The sequence below is a fragment of the Mycobacterium sp. genome, from assembly GCF_032162605.1.
Taxonomy (GTDB): Bacteria; Actinomycetota; Actinomycetes; order Mycobacteriales; family Mycobacteriaceae; genus Mycobacterium.
Genome location: NZ_JAVROT010000361.1, coordinates 1 through 21,841 on the forward strand (window position 1 = coordinate 1; position 21,841 = coordinate 21,841).

The 21,841-nt window shown below is 65.2% G+C and carries 22 protein-coding genes and 3 pseudogenes; 14 read left to right on the plus strand and 11 right to left on the minus strand.

Annotation, left to right across the window (positions count from 1 at the left end):
• Window positions 1–231: 231 nt before the first annotated feature.
• Entirely contained in the window at window positions 232–687 is a 456-nt protein-coding gene (locus QOI01_RS20330; RefSeq protein WP_526384113.1) for a TetR/AcrR family transcriptional regulator, read from the minus strand.
• Window positions 688–1,714: 1,027 nt separating this feature from the next.
• Between QOI01_RS20330 and QOI01_RS20335 the strand changes: the two genes are divergently transcribed.
• Window positions 1,715–1,915: a hypothetical protein gene (locus QOI01_RS20335; RefSeq protein WP_526384115.1), complete on the plus strand. Its 201-nt coding sequence runs from the start codon at window positions 1,715–1,717 to the stop codon at window positions 1,913–1,915.
• A gap of 571 nt (window positions 1,916–2,486) precedes the next feature.
• On the opposite strand, the gene QOI01_RS20340 is transcribed toward QOI01_RS20335, so the two are convergent.
• Window positions 2,487–3,383, minus strand: a complete 897-nt coding sequence (locus tag QOI01_RS20340; protein WP_526384117.1) for a hypothetical protein — start codon at window positions 3,381–3,383, stop codon at window positions 2,487–2,489.
• Window positions 3,384–3,412: 29 nt separating this feature from the next.
• Between QOI01_RS20340 and QOI01_RS20345 the strand changes: the two genes are divergently transcribed.
• The 3 genes from QOI01_RS20345 to QOI01_RS20355 are packed head-to-tail and all read left to right on the plus strand — an operon-like array spanning window position 3,413 to window position 5,233.
• Window positions 3,413–3,790 (plus strand): FmdB family zinc ribbon protein, encoded by a 378-nt coding sequence (locus tag QOI01_RS20345; protein ID WP_526384119.1) that lies wholly within the window; start codon window positions 3,413–3,415, stop codon window positions 3,788–3,790.
• Between the two features lie 15 nt (window positions 3,791–3,805).
• Window positions 3,806–5,053: a formamidase gene (gene fmdA, locus QOI01_RS20350; RefSeq protein ID WP_526384121.1), complete on the plus strand. Its 1,248-nt coding sequence runs from the start codon at window positions 3,806–3,808 to the stop codon at window positions 5,051–5,053.
• Between the two features lie 42 nt (window positions 5,054–5,095).
• Window positions 5,096–5,233 (plus strand): hypothetical protein, encoded by a 138-nt coding sequence (locus QOI01_RS20355; RefSeq protein ID WP_526384123.1) that lies wholly within the window; start codon window positions 5,096–5,098, stop codon window positions 5,231–5,233.
• On the opposite strand, the pseudogene QOI01_RS20360 reads toward QOI01_RS20355, so the two are convergent.
• A pseudogene (locus QOI01_RS20360) lies at window positions 5,230–5,484 on the minus strand (transposase); the annotation flags it as partial. The gene QOI01_RS20355 and the pseudogene QOI01_RS20360 overlap by 4 nt on opposite strands.
• Window positions 5,485–5,763: 279 nt before the next feature.
• Window positions 5,764–6,045 carry a WhiB family transcriptional regulator gene (locus tag QOI01_RS20365; RefSeq protein ID WP_526384125.1) on the minus strand — a complete coding sequence of 94 codons (282 nt, stop codon included), beginning with the start codon at window positions 6,043–6,045 and terminating at the stop codon, window positions 5,764–5,766.
• A gap of 174 nt (window positions 6,046–6,219) precedes the next feature.
• Between QOI01_RS20365 and QOI01_RS20370 the strand changes: the two genes are divergently transcribed.
• Window positions 6,220–6,852 carry a TetR/AcrR family transcriptional regulator gene (locus QOI01_RS20370; RefSeq protein ID WP_526384149.1) on the plus strand — a complete coding sequence of 211 codons (633 nt, stop codon included), beginning with the start codon at window positions 6,220–6,222 and terminating at the stop codon, window positions 6,850–6,852.
• 28 nt (window positions 6,853–6,880) lie between these two features.
• Here QOI01_RS20370 and QOI01_RS20375 read toward each other — a convergent pair whose 3' ends face one another.
• From QOI01_RS20375 to QOI01_RS20390, 4 genes are all read right to left on the minus strand, one after another.
• Window positions 6,881–7,642 (minus strand): AraC family transcriptional regulator, encoded by a 762-nt coding sequence (locus QOI01_RS20375; RefSeq protein ID WP_526384151.1) that lies wholly within the window; start codon window positions 7,640–7,642, stop codon window positions 6,881–6,883.
• Between the two features lie 72 nt (window positions 7,643–7,714).
• Window positions 7,715–8,350, minus strand: coding sequence for a ScbR family autoregulator-binding transcription factor (locus tag QOI01_RS20380; RefSeq protein ID WP_526384153.1), 636 nt, complete (start codon window positions 8,348–8,350; stop codon window positions 7,715–7,717).
• A gap of 48 nt (window positions 8,351–8,398) precedes the next feature.
• The gene (locus QOI01_RS20385; RefSeq protein ID WP_526384127.1) at window positions 8,399–8,581 is read right to left on the minus strand and encodes a hypothetical protein; all 183 of its coding nucleotides are present in this window, start codon (window positions 8,579–8,581) and stop codon (window positions 8,399–8,401) included.
• A gap of 17 nt (window positions 8,582–8,598) precedes the next feature.
• A complete protein-coding gene (locus QOI01_RS20390; RefSeq protein ID WP_526384129.1) occupies window positions 8,599–9,066 on the minus strand; it encodes a TetR family transcriptional regulator in 468 nt (155 codons plus the stop codon).
• Between the two features lie 569 nt (window positions 9,067–9,635).
• Between QOI01_RS20390 and QOI01_RS20395 the strand changes: the two genes are divergently transcribed.
• Window positions 9,636–10,562 carry an NAD(P)-binding protein gene (locus tag QOI01_RS20395; protein WP_526384131.1) on the plus strand — a complete coding sequence of 309 codons (927 nt, stop codon included), beginning with the start codon at window positions 9,636–9,638 and terminating at the stop codon, window positions 10,560–10,562.
• On the opposite strand, the gene QOI01_RS20400 is transcribed toward QOI01_RS20395, so the two are convergent.
• Entirely contained in the window at window positions 10,509–12,302 is a 1,794-nt protein-coding gene (locus tag QOI01_RS20400; protein ID WP_526384155.1) for a putative bifunctional diguanylate cyclase/phosphodiesterase, read from the minus strand. The two genes, QOI01_RS20395 and QOI01_RS20400, sit on opposite strands and share 54 nt — an antisense overlap.
• Before the next feature lie 90 nt (window positions 12,303–12,392).
• Window positions 12,393–13,133 carry a hypothetical protein gene (locus QOI01_RS20405; protein WP_526384133.1) on the minus strand — a complete coding sequence of 247 codons (741 nt, stop codon included), beginning with the start codon at window positions 13,131–13,133 and terminating at the stop codon, window positions 12,393–12,395.
• A gap of 378 nt (window positions 13,134–13,511) precedes the next feature.
• On the opposite strand from QOI01_RS20405, the gene QOI01_RS20410 reads away from it, so the two are divergent.
• Window positions 13,512–13,964, plus strand: a complete 453-nt coding sequence (locus tag QOI01_RS20410; RefSeq protein ID WP_526384135.1) for a MaoC family dehydratase — start codon at window positions 13,512–13,514, stop codon at window positions 13,962–13,964.
• Between the two features lie 24 nt (window positions 13,965–13,988).
• Here the strand turns inward: QOI01_RS20410 and QOI01_RS20415 are convergent, their stop codons facing one another.
• Window positions 13,989–15,170: an acyl-CoA dehydrogenase family protein gene (locus tag QOI01_RS20415; RefSeq protein ID WP_526384137.1), complete on the minus strand. Its 1,182-nt coding sequence runs from the start codon at window positions 15,168–15,170 to the stop codon at window positions 13,989–13,991.
• A 96-nt stretch (window positions 15,171–15,266) separates the two neighbouring features.
• On the opposite strand from QOI01_RS20415, the gene fabG reads away from it, so the two are divergent.
• From fabG to QOI01_RS20450, 7 genes and pseudogenes are all read left to right on the plus strand, one after another.
• The gene (gene fabG, locus QOI01_RS20420; protein ID WP_526384139.1) at window positions 15,267–16,007 is read left to right on the plus strand and encodes a 3-oxoacyl-ACP reductase FabG; all 741 of its coding nucleotides are present in this window, start codon (window positions 15,267–15,269) and stop codon (window positions 16,005–16,007) included.
• A gap of 12 nt (window positions 16,008–16,019) precedes the next feature.
• Window positions 16,020–17,246, plus strand: coding sequence for a thiolase family protein (locus QOI01_RS20425; protein WP_526384141.1), 1,227 nt, complete (start codon window positions 16,020–16,022; stop codon window positions 17,244–17,246).
• On the plus strand, window positions 17,243–18,436 hold the full coding sequence (locus QOI01_RS20430) for an acyl-CoA dehydrogenase family protein (RefSeq protein ID WP_526384143.1): 1,194 nt from the start codon (window positions 17,243–17,245) through the stop codon (window positions 18,434–18,436). The genes QOI01_RS20425 and QOI01_RS20430 overlap by 4 nt, the downstream gene beginning before the upstream one ends.
• On the plus strand, window positions 18,420–19,133 hold the full coding sequence (locus QOI01_RS20435; protein WP_526384145.1) for a GntR family transcriptional regulator: 714 nt from the start codon (window positions 18,420–18,422) through the stop codon (window positions 19,131–19,133). Before QOI01_RS20430 ends, QOI01_RS20435 begins: the two co-directional genes overlap by 17 nt.
• 52 nt (window positions 19,134–19,185) lie before the next feature.
• Window positions 19,186–20,510, plus strand: a pseudogene (locus QOI01_RS20440) (flavin-containing monooxygenase).
• The gene (locus tag QOI01_RS20445; protein WP_526384147.1) at window positions 20,507–21,145 is read left to right on the plus strand and encodes a TetR/AcrR family transcriptional regulator; all 639 of its coding nucleotides are present in this window, start codon (window positions 20,507–20,509) and stop codon (window positions 21,143–21,145) included. Before QOI01_RS20440 ends, QOI01_RS20445 begins: the two are co-directional and overlap by 4 nt.
• Window positions 21,142–21,841, plus strand: a pseudogene (locus QOI01_RS20450) (alpha/beta hydrolase); the annotation flags it as partial. The gene QOI01_RS20445 and the pseudogene QOI01_RS20450, both read left to right, overlap by 4 nt.

A 21,841-nucleotide genomic window follows, 5' to 3' on the forward strand; every position in this document is an offset into this window, starting at 1 on the left:
GCTGGCCGTCTTCAGCGGTGCCCACGGGGCAGGGTGCCGAGTGGCCGTCGGCTCGATCGAATGGTGCGGATGGTCCGTTCTCGAGGTCGATCAGTACTGCGGGACTCCCTCGAGGATGAGGCTGACCGCGGTCTGGACCCGGTCGGCGGCGCGCTGAAAGGTCATGGCCCCGGCCGCGGCCTGAATCAAGGCCCCAGAGAAAACCAGCTCGAGCGTCGTGATGACTTCTGGTCACGACCCTGGGCCCACCGCCGTGGCGATGAGTCGATGGATCTCGAGGCCGATCAGTTCGTGGGTTCGGTCGGCGGTCGGCCCGCTGTCGAGGAAGATCGCGGCGCAGGCCGTGGCGACGGCGGGCTGCTCCGCCACCACCAGCATCATCTGGCTCAGCTGGGCAGCGACGCGCGCGATTGAACCGTGAGTGGCATCCGTACTCAGGGCAACGCCGTGAATTCGGCGGAGGCAGATCTCGACGATGAGATCGTTCTTCGAGGAGAACAGTGCGTCCGCGGTCGCCGCGGAGACTCCCGCCCTCTCGGCCACCGCGCCCACCGTTATGACCTCGAACGAGGACTCACGAAGTAGCTCCATCGCAGCATCGAGCAACTTGGCAGAGGCCTCTGCGCGGGACCGCTTGCGTCGTTGAGCCGCCAGATCTGCCACATCGGTAGAGCCATCACTGGACACGTGTCCAAGGTATCCATCGGGCCGATGCGCTGGCAAGTCTGAAACGAACATGCTCTTGGGACGATCAATTGCGCGGCTTGTCCAGATGTTGAGAACTGCCGGCTCGCTGGGTTGAGTCGATACCGGATCACGACCTAGACACATGTCCAGTGTCAGGGGGTCGAAGATGTCGGGCGGTTCGCTGACTCGCCGCCGGAGTCCCCGTCAGATTCCCCCTTCTGACTCCGACGTTGTGAAACGAGGCTCGCGGGACATCCTGCACCTCGCCGAATCCGACTGTGCAGGCGCGGCATCCGCCCATCACCGTGAGAGCGCTCGACAGTCAGTCCCCGACGGGTGACCGTCGACGACGAAACCGAGCCCTTCGCGCAGAACCGTCTGGTGAATCGACGTGATCGGGTCTGCCTTGGGTTGCCTGCCGCATGCGCGATCGCTGGATGCCGCCCCGGTGGATGGGGAATCAGAACTCTGACTGCGTCTCTCAGGAATCTTGCCTACAGTGGACCGTGGAGCTTCCCCCAAGCTCCTGCTTGACTCGGCCCCGTCACCCACCCCCCTGGTGTCGGGGCCGAGCTGCATCATGGGTCGCAGCCCTCCCGGCATGCGCCAGCCTCGTCGGCCTGCGCGTCAGCCTCGCAATCGTGAGGCGAAGCGATTCGACGAACCAGGTTTGATGGCACACCAGGACAGCTCATGGAATGGTCCGACTACTCCACCGCAAAACCGTTGCAGCGCAGGGAGGGCCAGGCCGGGCCGACGGCACCTTAACTGGCTAGCATGCCGTAGCCGTTGACCCACGTGAACGTGCTCTGCGCCAAGAAGAACGCTGAAATTCGCGTACGAACTTGCTGTGGATCCCTTGCTGGTTGGACAGGATGCGGTGGAGCATCTATAGACGTCGAGGAGCGACGCCGATGTTCTTCAAGAGCAGCGGGTGTCACGGGTGTCGACGACGTACTCGTCGCCATGGCCGTGGTCCGCACGACACGATTGGTGAATCGACACGACCCGAACCGGAATCCGCCCGGTGGGGGTGGCGCGAACCTTCGTCGAGAAGTTGCGGTCGATGTCCGACCGCGCGGTGAGCTACGTCGAATTGCCCGGCGCTGGACACGGATTCGACCTGACCGACGGTGCCCGGACCGACGGGGTGAGCAACGCGATCGGATTGTTCTTCGACTGCGTGGCACGCGACCGGGTCGAGGTACCCGCGGTAGAGGTGGAGTGAGCTAGGGTGGCACGTCGTCGTCGTGGCATCATCCGACGAGCCACCTACACACGACCGGGTTCTGCATGCATGCGGCGTTGATGTCGGGAAGGGCGCCCGAACACGGTAGACCGTTCTCCTGCACGCAGCCCGGCGCCATGGGCGGGCATGGAGTTCCGTCGGGTCGCACACAGGCCTGTTCGGGCGCGGCGTACGCGGGTACCGCGCACGCGAACGCCATGCCGAGAGCAACGACGGCGGCGCTGCACAGTAGTTGGCTGAATCTCATTGGTCACTGCCCTTCTCGCTGGAGCCAGGCTCCCCCACTAGTTGCCCGACGACCACGAGCTGCCCGTTCAGCTAACGCTGCGTGGATCGAACCGAGGCTATCCCGCCACCGGACCCGGTGACTGCGGTTCGCGACTTGGAGTCGCGTCCAGACCGCGAGCACGCTCGAAGAACTCGCGGTACCTCGACCTGCTTTCGACGGAGTGCCCGGGCAATTTCTACGGAACGTCACAGATGAATTGGCGTGACAGATGAATTGACGTGACGACGTGAAGCGTCGGAAGCGCGCGTTCGGGTGGTGGATTCAGGGTGTCTTGCTGGGTTCGGTTGCCAGCGCGTTCTCGGCAGCTCCGAACACGGCGACGGCCACCGCACCCGAGACGGCCCCCACGAAGGCCACCGCCACCAGCCAGCCCATCCCCGGGGCGGCCGTGTCACCGAGCAACACGACGCCGGTGATGCCGGGCACGACCGTCTCGCCGGCGACGAGCGCGGCTGCGGCACCGTTGACCGAACCGAGTTGCAGCGCAACGGTGAAGAGATAGAAACCACCCACCCCGGCAATGCCAACCGCCCACAACGCCGGGTCGGTGAGCAGAACGCCAAGCCGGAGGGGGTCGATTCCGTCGAGTACCCGGACCGCGACCGCCATCGCGCCGAACAGAAGCCCGGCGACGAGGCCGGCGGGAATGGCGGCACGGGCACCGAACACGCGCACCAGACCCACTCCGACCACCAGGATCAGCACCGCTACCGTCAGCACGCCCCAGTGCACGGCAGTCACGGCCGTGTCCCCGCCGGTATGGCCCGCGGTCACGCCCAGCACACACAGCGACACGACCACCAGGACGATGGCGAACACGTCGCGCGTGTGCAGGCGCACCCCGAGCACGACGACGCCGAGAAGGGCCGTCACGACGAGGTTGGCGCTCATGATCGTTTGTGAGAGGAACAGTGGGATGAGCCTGGCGGCGACGACGCTGCCCAGGAACCCCAGGACGTCGAGTGCCATTCCGCAAATGAAGGCGGGGGTCAGCGCGGCAGCGATGGTCGCGGCAAGCGATGGGGCACCCCCCGCCGGGGCGCTCTCACCGAGTCGTTCGGCGGCGGCGGCCGAACTCCGCGCTCCGTAGGCCTGAAGGACCGACGCAGTGCCGTAGCCGACACACGCCAGCAATGCCGCCATCACACCTATCAACACGCTGCCAGTATTACCGTCGCCGGTTCTGGATGGCGGATTACCGTCGGCGGTGTCGGGATGCGGTGCACCGGCTGGCGTGCTGCAATATACTCCGGCCCCAATGCTTCGCGGAGGTGCGAGTCTTGCCAACCTACGGCTATCGGTGCTCTCCTTGCGGAGAGTTCCAGGTGGTTAGGTCGATGACCGATGCCGCCCCGGCCACCGCGTGCCCCGAATGCGGGCGAGTGGCCAGTCGGGTGTTCGGATCGCCCGGCCTGCGATCGCTGGATCCCGGAATGCGTCGGGCGCTGGACGTCAGCACACGCAGTGCCGAGAACCCGACCGTCACCTCCAGCGTGCCAGGACGGTCGCGGCGGCCGACGCCGGTTACCCGAGATCCCCGACACGCCAAGTTGCCCCGCCCCTGACCTGAGGAGGTCGCTGTGCCCGACGTCGTGTTCTCCGTCGACCAGGCTCGTTCGATGCGTGATCAGGAGGTGCCCGGTCACAACCGGTGGCACCCCGACATCCCGGCCGCCGTCACCGTCAAACCCGGACAGTCGATCCGGGTTGAGTGTCGGGAATGGACGGATGGCCAGATCGGAAACAACGACTCCGCCAACGACGTTCGCGACGTCGACCTGTCCCACGCCCACATGCTTTCCGGTCCGATCTACGTCGAGGGCGCCGAGCCAGGCGATCTTCTGGTGGTCGACATCCTGGATCTGGGTCCCGTGCCGCAGGAAGTCGGTGACGTCCCCGGACAGGGGTGGGGATACACCGGGATCTTCGCGAAGGCCAACGGCGGCGGGTTCCTCACCGACTACTTCCCCGACGCCTACAAGGCGATCTGGGACTTCTCCGGGCAGAAGTGCTCGTCGCGCCACCTTCCAGGGGTGGAGTTCACCGGCATCACGCACCCGGGGTTGTTCGGCACCGCTCCCTCACCGGAACTGTTGGCGCGGTGGAACTCACGCGAACGGGCCTTGATCGCCACCGATCCAGAACGGATACCCGCGCTCGCCCTGCCCCCGTTGGAGGAATCGGTATTGGGCGGCACGGCGAGCGGCGAGACCCTCGCGGCGATCGGCCGCGACGGAGCCCGCACGGTTCCCGCGCGGGAGAACGGTGGCAACCACGACATCAAGAACTTCACCCGCGGCTCCCGGGTCTTCTACCCGGTCCACGTCCCAGGCGCCCTGTTCTCGGGTGGTGACCTGCACTTCAGCCAGGGTGACGGCGAAATCACCTTCTGCGGAGCCATCGAGATGGGCGGCTTCATCGACTTTCACGTCGACCTCATCAAGGGCGGCATGGAGACCTACGGAGTGAGCACCAATCCGATCTTCATGCCGGGCATCGTCGAGCCCCGCTACTCGGAGTTCGTCACGTTCATCGGCATCGGCGTCGACCATGACACCGATACCCAGTTGTACAACGACGCGACCGTCGCCTATCGCAACGCCTGCATGAACGCCGTGAAGTACCTCGAGAAGTTCGGCTACTCGGGGGCCCAGGCTTACCTGCTCCTGGGAGCAGCGCCCATCGAGGGACGGGTCAGCGGGGTCGTCGACATCCCGAACGCCTGCTGCTCGCTGTACCTGCCCACCGCGATCTTCGACTTCGACATTCGGCCGTCATCATCGGGTCCCGTGAAGGCGGACCGCGGAAGCTGCGCCGTGTCGTCATAGACGGGCGGCCCGACGCGGCAGGGCCCCCGCTACCATCGCGCAGTGACGCAACTCGTCCTGTCGATCCTTCTCTGCGTCGACATTCAACGGGAGCTCGCCGCCCACCCTGATCGCTGGCAACACATCAAGGTGCGCATGGGAATTCGCCTGATCTTCTTCGGTGGAAGCCGGGCCGTTTAGGCCCGGGGCGAAGCCGACCCGGTTTTGTGTAGCTGGCGAGGCCGGTCGCTTGCTGGTCGATCGGGCCGGTTCTGTTGTTCGATGTCTCGCTCGATGGTGGTCAGGGGTTCGCCGCCGCACGAGGCGGCGAAGTGGGACGGTGACCTGAAGTGCTTGCCCCACAGGTATTTCCGAAGCTGTGTTGGGCATTGCCGCCGCAGCCGGCGCGAGGAGACGCCTTTGAGCCTGTTGATCGACATCGATGTCGCGAGCTCGGTGGGTAGTGTACGAGCGAGTGGAGGTGACGGTCTCGCCGGTGAACTCGCGCAGCCCGCCGCCCAAGCTGGCGCAGACCCGCCGGTGGTTGGTGAGGGACACCAGGTGCGCGTGCAGCGTGGAGGCCATGCGTGCGGCTGCGCGGTACGTCCAGTTCCGTACTCGCCGGTGCCACGTCGGCGAGGATGGGCGCTGGGCCCGCGACGATCACTGGTGTGGCCGAGTTGTCGGTGCTCGGCGCTAGGCTGCCGTTACGGGCTTGACGATGATGCCTTCTACGGCGTCATCATCCGGACGGGAAAGCCGTTGTGCTCGGCCAGGGAGCGCAGTTGCTTCAGCGCGAACTGGCGGCCGCGGCCCGCTGCGGGAATCAGGATGCCTGCCCACAGTCCCTCCGCCCCTGGGGTCTTGCAGGCCTCTTGAGCGCACAGCCAACGGCGGGGGCAGGCGCGGCAGAGCGCCTTGGCGCCCTCGTCGGCGGTCGTCGTCCACCGCTCGGGATCGCGTGTGCAGGCGAAGGTCGATGGCTCATCGACCACCTCCGAATCGACCGCCACCGAACCCGGGGTTCGGCCGAATTCATACTGCTGAACAGTGAGGACGGGGCGTCTGCTCTCGTGCACTGCAGTGGCGTTCCGTGTCACCGTGGAGCCTCCAATACATGTGTATTGGGTTAACGATACAGCGGTATTGGCTACCCTGTCGGTGTGGGCGCCGACCAGGGTTACGTGATGACCGCGGTGCCCGAGCCTGTTCGACTCGGTCGTGACACGCTCTCGAACATCGAGCGGATACGCGACGCGGCGTTGAAGAGTTTCGCGATGCACGGCACGTCGGGGACGACGCTGCGATCCGTCGCCGCAGCGGCAGGAGTGTCCCTCGGGCTGGTGCAGCATCATTTCGCCACGAAGGCCGGTCTGATCAAGACCGTGGACGATTACGTCCTGGAACTGATCATCACCCCATTGGCAGAGCCGATTCCAGAGCCACCCGCGGACTCGATCGCCGACATCGGAAGCAGGGTGAACCGGATCATCGCGGGGCAACCTGACGTGGCGGGATACGTCGGCCGTGCACTCGTGGACGGCAGCTTGCTCGGGACGACGATCTTCGACAACTTGATGACGTTGGGCAAAGTCCGGTGGCAGCAGCGTGCCGACCACGGCGAAACCCGATCCGACATCGATCTGACCTGGGCCGTCATCAACTCCCTCGTGCTCGCGCTGGGTGCCTTCAGCCTGCGCTCCCACATCGACCGACACCTGCCCGAACCGCTGACCACACCCGCTCAGTTGCAACGTTGGGAGGCCAGCGTGAGCTCACTTCTTCGTGACGGAGTCTTCCGCCAGCCCGGCAGCGACTGAGCGCTCTCCTGCGTGCGGCCGAGTCCGGTCAAACCCGTTCGCCGGCAACCCTTTTGCGGTAACTGCTGGGGGTTTCACCGCAGAATTGGGTGAACGCCCGGCTGAACGAGCTGAGGCTGTCGAAACCGACGGCCGTCGAGGTTTCCTGCACGGACTGCGTCGGGGAGGCCAGCAGCGCCATCGCGCGAAGCATTCTGGCCTGCAGCAGGTATGCCCGCCACGGTAGCCCGAGCTTGAGCTGGAACAGTCGGCGCAACGTCCGTTCGGACACCGAGACCGCTCGGCTCACCACGTCGGACGTCACCGAGTCCAGATGGTCCTTGGTGTACGCCATCGCCGCGGCGACGACCGGGTCATCGGAGGTGGGCAGGCTCAGCGGTGCCTCGCGGTCCAGCGCCTCGGCCACCAGGTTGGCCAGGGTGCGGAAGAAGTCGTCGGAGCCCCTCTCATCCTGGGCGGAGCCTGCGCCACGGTCGATCGACCACCGCAACGCGTAGATCATCATTTCGCGGATCAGGGGGGAGACGGCGATGATGCGAGCGCGCCCGCTTGCGTCGAGGATCAGTGCAGGATCGAACATCACGGCCACGGTCTTCACGTGCGGTTTCGTCACCGCCTGGTGTTCGAGCCCGGCCGGGATCCACGCGGCCTGCTGCGGCGGCAGCAGATAGTGAGCAGAGTCGGTCTCCACCTCGACGACTCCGTGGAGGGCGTATTCGATCTGGTGCACCTCGTGGGAGTGCCAGCCGGTGATCAACCCGTCACCTTCGTAGAGGTAACTGCCTGCCATCGCGCGGCCGCCGCGGCGCAGCTCGATCACCGGCCGGACCGCAGGGTCCACGTTGGCCGAAAAAGCTAAAACTCAGCGCAGGAACTGCCGGGCCAGAAACTCCCGGTAGTAGCCGAGCGACTCGTCGGCGATGATCGCAGGAAGCGTCAACTCCCACATCCGCGTGAAACGGGCGCGGAGATCCTTTCCGTCGGCCAGCGCGCTCGCGAGCAGCTCTGCGCCGGACATCGCAGCGACGATCGTGGCTCCCGTGGCCTCGACGTCCAATTCCGCGCGCACGTCGCCCTCGGCAGCGGCGATCTTGATGCGCTCCGCGAGCTCCGTCACCAGAATTTGAAGAGTGCTCTTTGCTGCGGGGTTGAATCCACCGAAAGTTCGGAGTAGCCGAGCTCCCGCTTGTGCGACCTTGTCGGTGCCGAGCACGTCGGTGACGACGAACGAACCGTGGATGATGTTCTCCATCGCGGGGGAGCTCGATCTACCTGATGCGCGGAACGCGCCGAGCACGGTCTGCGCGCCCTCTTCGATGATCGCGGTCGCCAAGGCTTCCTTGGAGTCGAAGTGGTAATACAGTGCGCCCTTGGTCAATTCGGCGCGTTCGATGATGTCGCCCAACCCCGCGGCAGGGTAACCGATCTCGTTGATCAGGTCGACTGCAGAGTCGATGATCTTTCGCCGGGTGGCCTCAGATCGAGCCTGGCGCACCATATTCCAGTACCTCCGTCGATCCTTCACTGTGACGATCGTTCGACGGGATCATAGTTCCCTGCCGCCCAGGGGTGCGGCATTCTTGATCGCGAGTACCGACCGGCGGCTGATGAAATCCGTCAGATAGGGCAGTCGGTCCGGGTTTGCGAAGCCCGGTAGAGCCATCAGAAGGACTGCCTCGAATTCCCCGATGAACTGTTCGGCGTCGTCGAGGTTACTCGTCTGCCTCAATCCGAGGTACAACGAGGTCAGCAGGCGGCCGACCTGCAGTGCGGTCGAATGTCGCCCCGGGCGATCCCGCGAGTGGCGATGTCGGCGAAGGTTTGGACCCAGTTCTCCGACATCCTGGTCTGGAGACCGTCGAAGCGGCCGACGGATTCGAAGAGGTTGAAGGCGGCCCGGGTCAAATGGTCGCTGACGTCTGCTGCGGCGATGAGATGGGCGTAGTCGAGGAGTGCCTCGAGGCCGCCGAGCCCGAGCGAGATCCGGTCGGCGCCCATCGTCCATGACACTTCGAGGTGGTGCTCCACGAGTGCGCTTGCCAGCGCGTGCTTTGACCCGAAGTGCGTGTAGAGCACACCTTTCGTGACGTCGGCACTGGCAACGACGTCATCGGAATTGACCTGGCCGTACGGCATGACGGCGAACTTGCGTGCCGCGGCGCGCAGAATCCGCCGCCGGGTCGTGTCGCCCAGTCTTCCGATTGGATCGGTCACAGATGCCCCTTGTCCTCGGCAGATGAAACGTCGGGCGGGTGGTCGAGGGCACTGATTGCCCCGTGAGTGTCTTATCTCACACCGGCCTGTCCGCGAGGTCGGGCCCGTCCGTGCAGATGGATCGCGTGGTTGCAGGGCATTTTGGTCGCAGGCGTGGCCAATTTTGCTCCAAACTTTCGGTCGCATCTTCTAGTGTTGTTCATTCCAAAAGTATGTAAAGTACCCGATGTGAAGACTTCCGGTCCGAAGCCGCTGGGTGGCGAACCCGCCGCCAGTGGACGTCGACATCGCGATCGCCAGGATCGGACGGGGCTGGCATCACACCGTGCGGTAAGGGATGCCGGAGTAGCCGCTGGCAAAGTTCGGCAAGGTCTCTCTCAGGCTGCAGCAACGCCAATATGCGAGTCATCGACGACGATCACAAATCGGGCGATGTCGCGTGAAAATGGGTCGCAAAGTGCAATGACTGAGGAAGCTTACGATACGTTGGAGTTCCCGGACGCACGCTTCGCGCCGGGCTCTGGCAACTCATCATTCAACCGACTAGCTATCGCGGAGTAATCAACGCCATGTGGGATACAGAAGTTGACGTAGCGGTCATCGGCGCCGGCATCGGCGGTCTTGCCACTGCCATCGCGACGGTGGACGCCGGCGGCGAGGTAGTGGTCGTCGACGCGCGGCCATCGGTACGTGGCGACGCCGCGCCAGGGGCCCTGCGCGAGCGGGTAGCGGCCAAGCATGGCCTGCTGCTCCCCGACACGCTGGACGTGGAAACCAACGAGTACTTGGCCGCGCTGGTCGAGGGCGTCCCAACGGATGGTTTGCGCGACGCCACCGTGCCACGACGCAGCGCGCGCAACCTGTCGAAGGAAGAGGTCGACAGGCGCTTCGTCGAACCGTTCGTGGGGTCTCGGCTGAACGGTTGGGCCACGAAGTGCATCGCATCCCCGTACGGGCTGCTGTATACGAGCATGCGGGACTGGCGGACGACGACGATGCGGTCGACCGATGGCGAGTCCATCGAGGTCATGTCGGTCGGCACGGTCGATTGGGCCGACGGTTCTGGCGAGGAAGTGCTGCGCGAGTGGGTCACCGACCAGGCGCGGCAACACGACATCGATGTCCAGACGGGCAGTGCACTGCAGCGGATCGTCTTCGAGGAAGGCGCCGTCGTCGGCGTAGTTCTGTCGACCCCGGAGGGTCCCTTCGCGGTACGGACGCGCGCCGGTGTGACGCTGTCGCCCCATGGCCAGGATCCCGTGTCAGACGAGCGTGCCGACGTCGTCGCGGGCGATCGACTGCAGGTTTGCCTCGTCGGTCGGACCGCAAGCCGCTTCGGGCGGGTCGAGTTGCTGGCCACCGTACCCGCGGCCGTTCGGCCCACGTGCACCGGCTCGCGCCGTCAGTTCCGCAAGGGGATGCACGAAGCGCGCCAGCCGTCCCTAGAGAGTTGGCGTTGCGGAAAAGTGCACGGGTACACGGCCTTTGGCCAGTAGCGAGGCCATGTCGTCACCGCCCAGCGGTGGCGACAGCAGGAAGCCCTGTGCGCGATGACAGCCGTGGCGTAGCAGCGTCTTTGCGGCGGCCGGGGTCTCAACGCCGTCGGCCACCAGTTCCAATTCGAACGCCTCGGCCAGGGCGATGACCGCGCGCACGATCGCCAGATCATTGGGATTCGAACCGAGATCGGCGACGAAGTCCCTGTCGATCTTGAGCACGTCGACCGGCAATGACTTCAGATGTGACAGCACGCTGAAGCCGGTACCGAAATCGTCGATGGCGATCTGAACGCCGACGTCGCGCAAGGCCGCCAACGTGACGCTGGTGGTCTCCATGTCCTGAACGACGACGCTCTCGGTGATCTCCAGGCACACCGAGCCGCGATCCAGGCCGAACTCGTGCATGGCGCTGGCGACGGACTCCACGAACCCGTCGGTCACCAGTTGCACCGGTGACACGTTGACCCGCAGCACGATTTCGCCGGCTACCTCCAGCGTGCGCCACCTTGCGAACTCTGCGCACGCCGTACGCAACACCCAGCGACCCAATTCGCCGGCCAGGTTGATGGATTCTGCGACGGCGACGAACGACGCGGAGGACAGCAGGCCACGGGTCGGATGGTTCCATCGCACCAACGCCTCCGTTGCGAGCACTTCGCCGGTGCGCATGTCGACCTCGGGCAGGTACTGCAGGAACAGCGAGCCGTTCTCGATGACGTCCTGAAGGTGAAGTTCGATGTCGTTGCGGTAGTCCGTGCGCAGGGACATCTCGTCCGAGAACACCGCGACCTGGTTTCCGCCCGCACCCTTGGCGGTGAGCACCGCCTGATCTGCCCGGCGGAGCAGATCCGACGTGGTGTCGCGGCCCGGTGTCCCGAGTGCGACGCCGATGCTGACGGTCCTCGTGAGCATCTCACCATCGATCGCGACGCGTTCGCGCAGCAGCAACAGGAGCCGGTCGGCGAGCTCGGCCGTTTCCGTGGCCGACACTGGGGACGGGGGTACCAGGACGAACTCGTCGCCGCCCAGTCGCGCGATGACGCTCGCATCATCGGTTCCCCGTTGCAGACGCTCGGCGAGGACACGGATGAACCAGTCGCCGGCGCTGTGGCCGACGTAGTCGTTGATGGTCTTGAGCCGGTCGACGTCGAAGTACAGCGCCGACACGGGCCCTGGGGACCCGGCGGAGAGCCTGGCATCGAGGTGCTGGATGAGCGCCCGCCGGTTCTGCAGCCCCGTCAGGTCGTCGTGTTCGGCCAGGTAGCGCAACCGCTCCTCTGCCTGAACCCGTGCCTGTACCTGCGCGAACAACGAGGCGATCGCCTCAAGCGCGTTGAGCTCCTCGGGCCTCCACTCTCGGTCGCCGAACTTCACGAAGCCGAGCACGCCCGTCGTCAGAACGCCCGACACCAACGGCGCCGCTGCCGTGGACGTCTGAGGAACGCTGTGCCCCTCCCCGATCCGTTTCTGGTCGTCCCCGTTGCCGGTACGGAACACCATCGGCTTCTTGACGTTCTCTGCCAACGCGAAGACGGGATCAGCGTCTCTGTAGAAGACGACCCTCAGCGGGTCGGGATCGGGGATATTCGGTCTCGGCGGCCATTCGGCGACCAGGATCGACGCACGAATGGGGTGATCGTTGTACCGCAGGAAGCTCTCGTCGACGTCGAAGTACTCGAGGAGGACGGCGAGAACATCCTGCGACACGATGGCAGAGGTCGCAGCGTTCGCCGCCATGAGCCGGACGGCGACGGTGGTCACCAGCCGGTCCAGGCTCAGGGGCGATGATTCTGCGGGCACGGAATTCAGCGTAACGGCCGACCTTCGTCACCGTGCGACCGTGCGGTCAGCCCGGCGTGCCTCGGCCTGAACCGACGTGATCGCCATCTCATTGAGGATCTTCGGGAGTTGGTCCGGTGCTGCGTGATTGGCGAAGGTGCGCCGGTCCCACCACATCATCTTCGTACGGTATCTCTCGTCGGGGTACGGTGTCGCCGGAATGGGCGCCACCACGGCTCCCGACGTGCGCCATCGCTCGAGCACGTGCGGCGCTGACGTCGCCATGCCGAACTGGACGTCCAGCAAGACCATTCCGTGAAATATGGTGCGCGCCAACGCTTGGGACAGTCGTCGCGCACTGTCCCGATCGTCCGTGGTCCAGGCAGACTTCATTTCCAGCACGCCGAAGGGAATCCGGTCGGTGACCATCTTGTAAACGGCGGGAAGTCCCGGCTGCGCAGCCCACTCGACCGTCGCGTGGGATTCGTCGGCGGACCTCAGGGGACCCTTGGCGCGAAGCCCGCCGATGACCCGCCCCGCAGCATCGATGGTCGTCCAGAACATCGCAGTGTCCGCTCCGTCTCGAATCGCACCGATGTCCAAGGCCCGCTCGACACCGTGAGTCCGGTAACTGCGTTCGGCGCCGCGCAGATACTCGTGCCACAGGTCGCGGTCCACCCGGGGATGGGACACCACCATCGTGCAGTCCGCATCAGGGTCCCACCAGCTAATGTTGTCAGCGAGCGGAAAGCCGCCGGAAAATCCGAAGTCGAGGGGCCGGGGGTGCATTGTCGCCTCATTCGCTCGGCAGTCAGTGATGGGGGAGGTCGTCACTGGCTGCGGTGCTTCACGATGGGTGGGGATACCCAGTCGTCAACAATTATCAGTCCCACCATGGCTGTACTCCAGCTAGGATGCGAGTGTTTTCTGAGATCGCAATGCGAAGCGCCGACCTGCCACGACTCTCCGCTAATTCGCAATTATTCGCAGCAATTTCCAATATTGGTATTGCAGCAGATTGACTGCCCTAAGGGCTCGCGGTGGCGAATATCTGTGCTGGATCTGGCAAATTGATGCGCGTGGATGCCATTGTGTTTCAGGTGGTGAAGGCGTTAAGAGTAATTCGGGCCGCATTTCGAGGTCAGGGTCCCTTTGAGAGGAGAGAACGTGAAAGTATTCCACGACCTGGACGAGTTTGCGGCGGCACGGGGCAGCCAACTCGGACCCACCGAGTGGATGGAGATCAGCCAGCAACGGGTGAATCTCTTCGCCGAGGCCACCGACGATCATCAGTGGATCCACGTCGACCCCGGGCGGGCGGCAGGCGGCCCGTTCGGCGCGACGATCGCCCATGGGCTACTCACGCTGTCGCTGCTGCCGCACTTCTCTCATCAGCTCTATCGAGTCGACAACATCGCGCTGGCGGTCAACTACGGCTACGACAAGGTTCGCTTCATCACCCCGGTGAAGGTGGGCACGAAGATCCGGGCGCGTGGCGAGATCACCGCCATCAAGCAGTTCGAGGGGGCGGTCCAAGCCACCACGACGATCACCGTCGAGGTCGAGGATTCGGCCAAGCCGGCGGCCGTGGCAGAGTCGATCGTCCGCTACATCGCTTGATTCTGGGGTGCTGAGTTCTGGATGTTACGGCTTGCGCTGGGCGGCTTTGACCAATCCGCCGCCGATGATGAGGCGCTGGATCTCACTCGTTCCCTCGTAGAGGCGTAGGAGTCGGACGTCTCGATAGATGCGTTCGACGGGGACGTCACGCATGTAACCGCTGCCGCCGTGCACCTGCACTGCGAGATCCGCGACCTTGCCGACCATTTCGGTGCAGAACAGCTTGGCGGTCGACGGTGCGATGCGGCGATCCTCGTCGGTGACCCACATCCTCGCCGCGTCGCGTACCAGAGCGCGGCCCGCCATCACCCCGGTCTGCATGTCGGCGATCATTGCCTGCACGAGTTGGAAGTTGCCGATCGGCGTGCCGCCCTGAGTCGCACTCGCGGCGTAGGCGACCGATTCGTCCAACGCGCGCTGAGCGGTGCCTACCGAGAGCGCGGCGATGTGGATGCGGCCACGCGCCAACGAGGTCATGGCCGCCCGGTAGCCGATGTCCTCGGCGCCGCCGACGAGTGCATCGTCGCCCACCCGCACCTCGTCGAGGGTGACGTCCGCGGTCCAGGCGCCCTCCTGGCCCATCTTCGAGTCCTTCGGTCCCACCTCGACGCCTGCGGTGTCGGCGGGCACCAGGAACACGGCGATGCCGGGCCCGTCGGCGTCGGCCGGACGCGTGCGTGCGAAGACGACGAAGAGGTCGGCTGTCGGAGCGTTGGTGATGTACTGCTTGCGCCCGGTGATCACCCACTCGGTGTCTTCTCCGAAGCCGTCGCGAACGGCCTTGGTGCGCAAGCCTGCTGGGTTCGAGCCCGCACCCGGCTCGGTGAGCGCAAACGACGCGACCACGTCACCCGAGGCGATTCCTTGGAGCCATCGGGTCTTCTGCTCGTCGGTGCCGAAGCCGACGAGCACCTGCCCTGCGATGCCGTTGTTCGTCCCGAACATCGAGCGCAGGGCCAGCGTGGTGTAACCGAACTCCATCGCCAGTTCGACGTCTTGAGTCAGGTCGAGGCCCAGACCGCCCCATTCCTGCGGGATCGCATAACCGAAGAGGCCCATCTTCTTGGTCTGGTCCCGGATGTCGTCGGGCACCCGGTTGTCGGTCATGATCTCCAGCTCGCGGGGCATCACGACCGACCGAACGAAATCCCGGGTCGCGCCGAGAATGTCCCGGAAGTCCTGATCGCTGACCGTGGGTTCTGCCATGCGTCGTGCTCCTGACGGGCCTGGGATGGTTTGATACAAGAAATATCATATTTTATGTTAGATACCGTAAGACCTTCAGGAAGGGACGGGCACCACATGCCATTGCTTGACGGACGGACCGCGGTGGTCACCGGAGGGGCGCAGGGGATCGGCTTCGCAATCGCCGAACGCTACGTCGCCGAGGGCGCGCGGGTGGTGCTGGGTGATCTCGACCTGGATGCCACGGAGTCGGCGGTAGCGAAGCTGGGGGGGCGCGACGTAGCCGCCGCGGTGCGGTGCGACGTGACGAACGCCGATGAGGTCGAGGCGCTGATCGCGTCGGCGGTGGACACGTTCGGCGGACTCGATGTCATGGTCAACAACGCCGGCATCACGCGCGACGCCACCATGCGCAAGATGACCGAGGAGCAGTTCGACCAGGTCATCTCGGTCCACCTGAAGGGCACCTGGAACGGCACCCGCAAGGCCGCCGACGTCATGCGGGAGAACAAGCGCGGCGCGATCGTCAACATCTCCTCGATCTCCGGCAAGGTGGGCCTCATCGGCCAGACCAACTACTCCGCCGCGAAGGCGGGCATCGTCGGGCTGACGAAGGCAGCGGCCAAGGAGGTCGCTCATCTCGGCGTGCGGATCAACGCGATCCAGCCGGGCCTGATCCGCTCGGCGATGACCGAGGCGATGCCGCAACGGATCTGGGACGCCAAGCTGGCCGAGATACCGATGGCCCGCCCCGGTGAGCCCGACGAGGTGGCCAAGGTCGCGCTCTTCCTCGCTTCGGACCTCTCGTCGTACATGACCGGCACAGTGCTCGAAGTGACCGGCGGCAGGCACATCTAGATGGCCGACGTCATGAACGAAGCAGTGATCTGCGAGCCCGTTCGTACGCCGATCGGACGTTACGGCGGAATGTTCTCCTCGCTCACGGCGGTGGAGCTGGGCGTGGTGGCGTTGAGAGGACTGCTCGAGCGCACGGGCGTCGCGCCCGGCGCCGTCGAGGACGTGATCCTCGGCCACTGCTATCCCAGCATGGAGGCGCCGGCGCTAGGACGGGTCGTGGCGTTGGACGCCGGCCTACCGGTCACCGTGCCCGGCATGCAGTTGGATCGCCGGTGCGGATCGGGACTGCAGGCCGTCATCCAGGCCTGCCTGCAAGTGGGTACCGGACAGAACGAGCTCGTCGTTGCGGGCGGCGCGGAGTCCATGAGCAACGTGGTCTTCCACTCGACGGACATGCGGTGGGGCGGGGCTCGCGGCGGGGTGAAGGTGCACGACGCACTGAACCGCGGTCGCGTCACCGCAGGAGGGCGTGAGCATCCGGTGCCCGGCGGCATGATCGAGACCGCGGAGAACTTGCGGCGTCAGTACGGCATTGGTCGCGAGGAGCAGGACGAGCTGGCCGTGAGGTCGCACGGCCGTGCGGTGGCAGCGCAGAAGGACGGCCTGCTGGCAGATCAGATCATCGCGGTGACGGTCACCACGCGGCAAGGTGCCGCCCGGACTGAAACGGTGATCGACACCGACGAGCATCCCCGCGCGGATACCTCCGTCGAATCCCTTGGCAAGCTCAAACCCATTCTGGGCAAGCAGGATCCGGAGTCCACGGTGACTGCGGGTAACTCCAGCGGCCAGAACGACGCGGCGTCCATGTGCATCGTCGCAACGCCGGTGAAGGCGGCTGAGTTGGGGCTGACGCCATTGGTTCGGCTGGTCTCGTGGGGCGTCGCGGGGGTGCCTCCGGAGGTCATGGGCATCGGGCCCGTGCCCGCGACCGAGGTAGCGCTGAGCAAGGCGGGGCTGACACTGTCCGACATGGACCTGATCGAGCTCAACGAGGCCTTCGCCGCGCAGGCGCTGGCGGTGATGCGCGAGTGGAACTTCACCGCAACGGATCTGGAGCGCACCAACGTGCAGGGCTCGGGCATCTCGCTCGGCCATCCAGTCGGCGCGACGGGTGGCCGCATGCTGGCGACGCTCGCACGTGAACTGCACCGGCGCGAAGCCCGATACGGCCTGGAGACGATGTGCATCGGTGGCGGGCAGGGGCTGGCCGCGGTGTTCGAGAGGGTGTTGGCATGAGCAGACTCGCGCAGACGGCAGGACTCACCGAGGTCCAGAGTGAGATCGTCACCACGGTGCGCCAATTCGTGGACAAGGAGGTCATCCCGCACGCCCAGGACCTCGAGCACGCCGACGAATATCCGCAGGCGATCGTCGATGCGATGCGCGAGATGGGACTCTTCGGGCTGATGATCGGAGAGGAATACGGCGGGCTGGGGGAGTCGTTGCTCACCTACGCGCTGTGCGTCGAGGAGTTGGCCCGCGGTTGGATGAGCGTGTCGGGGGTCATCAACACGCACTTCATCGTCGCCTACATGATCCGTCAGCACGGCACGGACGAGCAGAAGCAGCGGTTCCTACCGCGCATGGCGACCGGTGAAGTGCGAGGTGCCTTTTCGATGTCGGAGCCGGAGTTGGGTTCCGACGTCGCCGCCATCCGCACCAGGGCCGTCCACAACGACGGGGGCGGCTATACGATCAATGGGCAGAAGATGTGGCTGACCAACGGCGGCAGCTCCACACTCGTCGCGGCACTGGTGAAGACCGATGAGGGCGCCGGCAAGCCGCACCGCAACCTGACCGCGTTCCTGATCGAGAAGCCCTCGGGTTTCGGCGAGGTGCTGCCCGGCCTCCTCATCCCCGGCAAGATCGACAAACTCGGCTACAAGGGCATCGACACCACCGAGCTGATCTTCGACGGGTATCACGCCGACGACGCCGACGTGCTGGGCGATGCGCCCGGCCAGGGCTTCTTTCAGATGATGGACGGCGTGGAGGTCGGACGGGTCAACGTCTCGGCCCGCGCGTGCGGGGTCGGCATCCGTGCCTTCGAGCTGGCAATCCGTTACGCCCAGCAGCGCACGACATTCGGCAAGCCGATCGCCGAACACCAGGCCATCGCGTTCCAACTCGCCGAGATGGCGACCAAGGTCGAGGCCGCCCATCTGATGATGGTCAACGCCGCGCGGCTGAAGGACTCCGGCGAGCGCAACGATGTCGCGGCAGGAATGGCGAAATACCTTGCCAGCGAGTTTTGTTCAGAGGTCACCGAGCAGAGCTTCCGCATCCACGGCGGATACGGCTATTCCAAGGAGTACGAGATCGAACGGTTGATGCGCGACGCCCCCTTCCTCTTGATCGGCGAGGGCACCAGCGAGATCCAGAAGACGATCATCAGCAAGAGTCTGTTGCGTGAGTACCACCTCTGACCCCGAATTCGTGCCGCGTCCGCAGCTGTCCGACGACGTCGCGCGTTACGTCCGCAGGCGAATCTTCAACGGCAGCTTCCGCGCAGGCGAGTATCTGCGGCTCGATCAGCTGGCGGGCGAACTCGGCATCAGCGTCACGCCCGTACGCGAGGCGCTGTTGAACCTCTGCGCCGAAGGATTGTTGGTGCAGCGGCCGCGCCGGGGGTTCATGGTGCTCGAGTTGACGGCCCGCGACATCGCCGACGTGGCGAATGTACAGGCCTTCATCGGCGGCGAGCTCGCGGCCCGTGCCGCGGAGAGCATCACCGACGAGCAGCTGTCGTCGTTGCGGGCCGTTCAGAACGAACTGGAGGAGGCATACGGCAGCGGCGATCTGGAACGCACCGTACGGCTGAATCACGAGTTCCACCGGACGATCAACGTCGCCGCGGGCTCACCGAAGCTGACGCAGTTCATGTCGAGCATCACTCGGTACGCGCCCGAGTCGGTGTTCCCTACGCTATCCGGGTGGCCGAAACAGTCGACGCGGGACCACCGTCGCGTCATCGCAGCCTTCGAGCGCCGAGACGCCAATCGGGCGCGGATGGCGATGGCGGAGCACTTCACGATCGGCGTCGCACCGCTGACCGAACACCTCGTCGAGCGGGGCGTCATCGCCGAGACGGACTCACCCGCGGAGGCCACGGGAAGCATTTGACAGACGTCAGAATTCATTGACGTACGTCAAACCCGCTCCTAACGTCCGGGCAGTGGACCGATCTCTTCCGCGTACCGCGATCATCGGTGCGGGTATCAGCGGGTTGACCGCTGGCAAGATGCTCAAGGACTACGGCGTGCCGTACACCACGTTCGAGACGTCGGATCGGATCGGTGGCAATTGGGCGTTCGGAAATCCCAACGGGCACAGCAGCGCGTACCGCTCGCTGCACATCGACACCTCTCGGCAACGGTTGTGCTTCAAGGACTTCCCGATGCCCGAGCACTATCCGACGTTCCCACACCATTCCGACATCAAGGCCTACCTCGATGAATACGCCGACGCGTTCGGGTTGCTGGAGAACATCGAGTTCGGCAATGGGTGACCCATGCCCGGCGCGCAGACGGCGGCTGGGAAATCACCGATCAGCGGGGCGACACGCGTCCCTTCGATCTCCTCGTCGTCGCGAACGGTCACCACTGGGATCCGCCGCTGCCCGACTTCACTGGCACGTTCGATGGCGTGGCGGTCCACTCGCACTTCTACGTCGACCCGCAGACACCGCTTGAACTGACGGGCAAGCGAATCCTCGTCGTCGGCCTCGGCAACAGCGCAGCCGACATCGCCGTCGAGTTGTCCTCCAAGGCGTTGCAGAACAAGGTGACGCTGTCCACGCGGTCGAGTGCGTGGATCGTGCCGAAGTACATCGCGGGCAGGCCGGGGGACACGCTGTGGCGGACCAGTCCGCATCTGCCGCTGTCGTGGCAGCGCAAGGCCCTGCAACTGTTCGCACCGTTCATGGGCGTCGATCCCCGGAACTACGGTTTGCCCGCTCCGAATCACAAGCTCTTCGAGGCGCATCCGACGCAGTCTGTCGAGTTGCCACTGCGGCTCGGCTCGGGTGACGTGATTCCCAAGCCAAACGTGTCGGGACTGGACGGTGACACCGTGTACTTCACCGACGGCACCAGCGACCAGTTCGACGTCATCGTCTACGCCAACGGATACGACATCACGTCCCCGTTCTTTGACGAGGACTTCATCAGCGCACCCGGCAATCAGATTCGGTTGTGCAAGCGCCTGTTCAAGCCGGGGCACTCCGACATCGCGTTCATCGGGTTCGCGCAGTCGGTGCCCACGCTGTTCCCCTTCGTGGAGTGTCAGTCGCGACTGCTCGCCGCCTACGCGATCGGTCGCTACGCGGTGCCCGCTACCGAGCAGATGGAGCGTGTCATCGATGCCGATCAGAGGCGCTACACCGGCCACTGCACCGACATCGCAAGGCACACACAGCAAGTCGACTTCTTCTACTACGAGCACGACCTGCGGACGCGTGAGCTCCCCGCAGGCGTCAAACGTGCAATGGTGCCCGCATGAGATCTCAGACCGATCGTCGGCCGCCGCAGCGCAGTGACCACCGGCGCGAAGCCATCCTCGACGCGCTGGACGATTGGCTGCTCGAGTCGAACCTCGACGCCATCAACATCGCCGAGATATCGAAGCAAGCCGGCGTGACGCGCTCGGCGTTCTACTTCTACTTCGAGAACAAGGGCGCCGCGGTGGCAGCCCTGATGGAGCGCATCCTGGACGCTACGTTCGCCGTCAACGACGCCTTCACCGCCGCGTCCGAGCCGCCGCGACGGCGGGTCTACGCCATGCTCGACGGACTCTTCGAGACGTGCGAGCACCACCGCCACCTCTTTCGGGCCATGTTGGAGGCACGAGGTTCGAATGCGTCGGTCCGCGACATCTGGGACATCGCCCGCGAGTCGTTCGTGGAATCGGTCGCGGAGATGATCCGCGCCGATCGCGCCGCGGGTCGCGCGCCCGAGGGTGTGGACGCCGAGGTACTGGCCTCGGTGCTACTGGAATTCAACGACCGCCTGCTGGAGCGGCTCACGCTGGGCGGATCGTTGAGCCGAGAACAACTGATGGACGGTGCCGCGGCGATCTGGCTGAGCACGATCTACGGCGTCTCGCAGGCGTCGGATCAGCAGCAGGAGACCGCGTGACCTTCGAAGACGTCACGTTCCAGTCTCAGGGTATTGCGGGCAGCGCGTGGCACTTTCGCGGCGATGGTGATGCGCTCACCGGACCAGGTGGCCGACCCATCGTCGTGATGGCGCACGGTTTCGGTGGGACCAAGGACGCGGGACTGAAGCCGGTCGCAGAGCGCATCAGTGCCGCAGGCATCGACGTCCTGGCGTTCGACTTCCGCGGCTTCGGAGCGTCGGACGGTCAGCCGCGACAGTGGATCTCCATCAAGCGGCAGATACGGGATTACCACGCCGCCGTAGATGCCGCGAAGTCGCTGCCGGGGATCGACGGCGCTGCGATGGACGGCGGTGGGAGGGGCCAGCCGAATCTCGCTTGCCCGCGGCGGGGCGCCCAAGCTGATGCCGTTGGTGGCCAGGCGCGGTGAACGGGTGCGCTCGCGCTGGAGGGCGCCTTCGAGAGCTACACGTCCATGGCGGGTCCCACGTGGCGCAACGAGGTCGACGCGGCGGTCGGTCTCGAGTTGGGCTCCATCCGAACGACGTCGTCGGCGAAGAGGCTCCGCAGTCGAGTGTTGGTCCAGATCGCCGACTTCGACCGGTACGTGCCCGCTGACTCCGTGGCCAAGACCGCGGTGCACGCTTGCGGCGAGGTGCATCACTACCCGTGTGACCACTTCGACGTGTGGCCCGGCCACGACTGGTTCGAGAGGG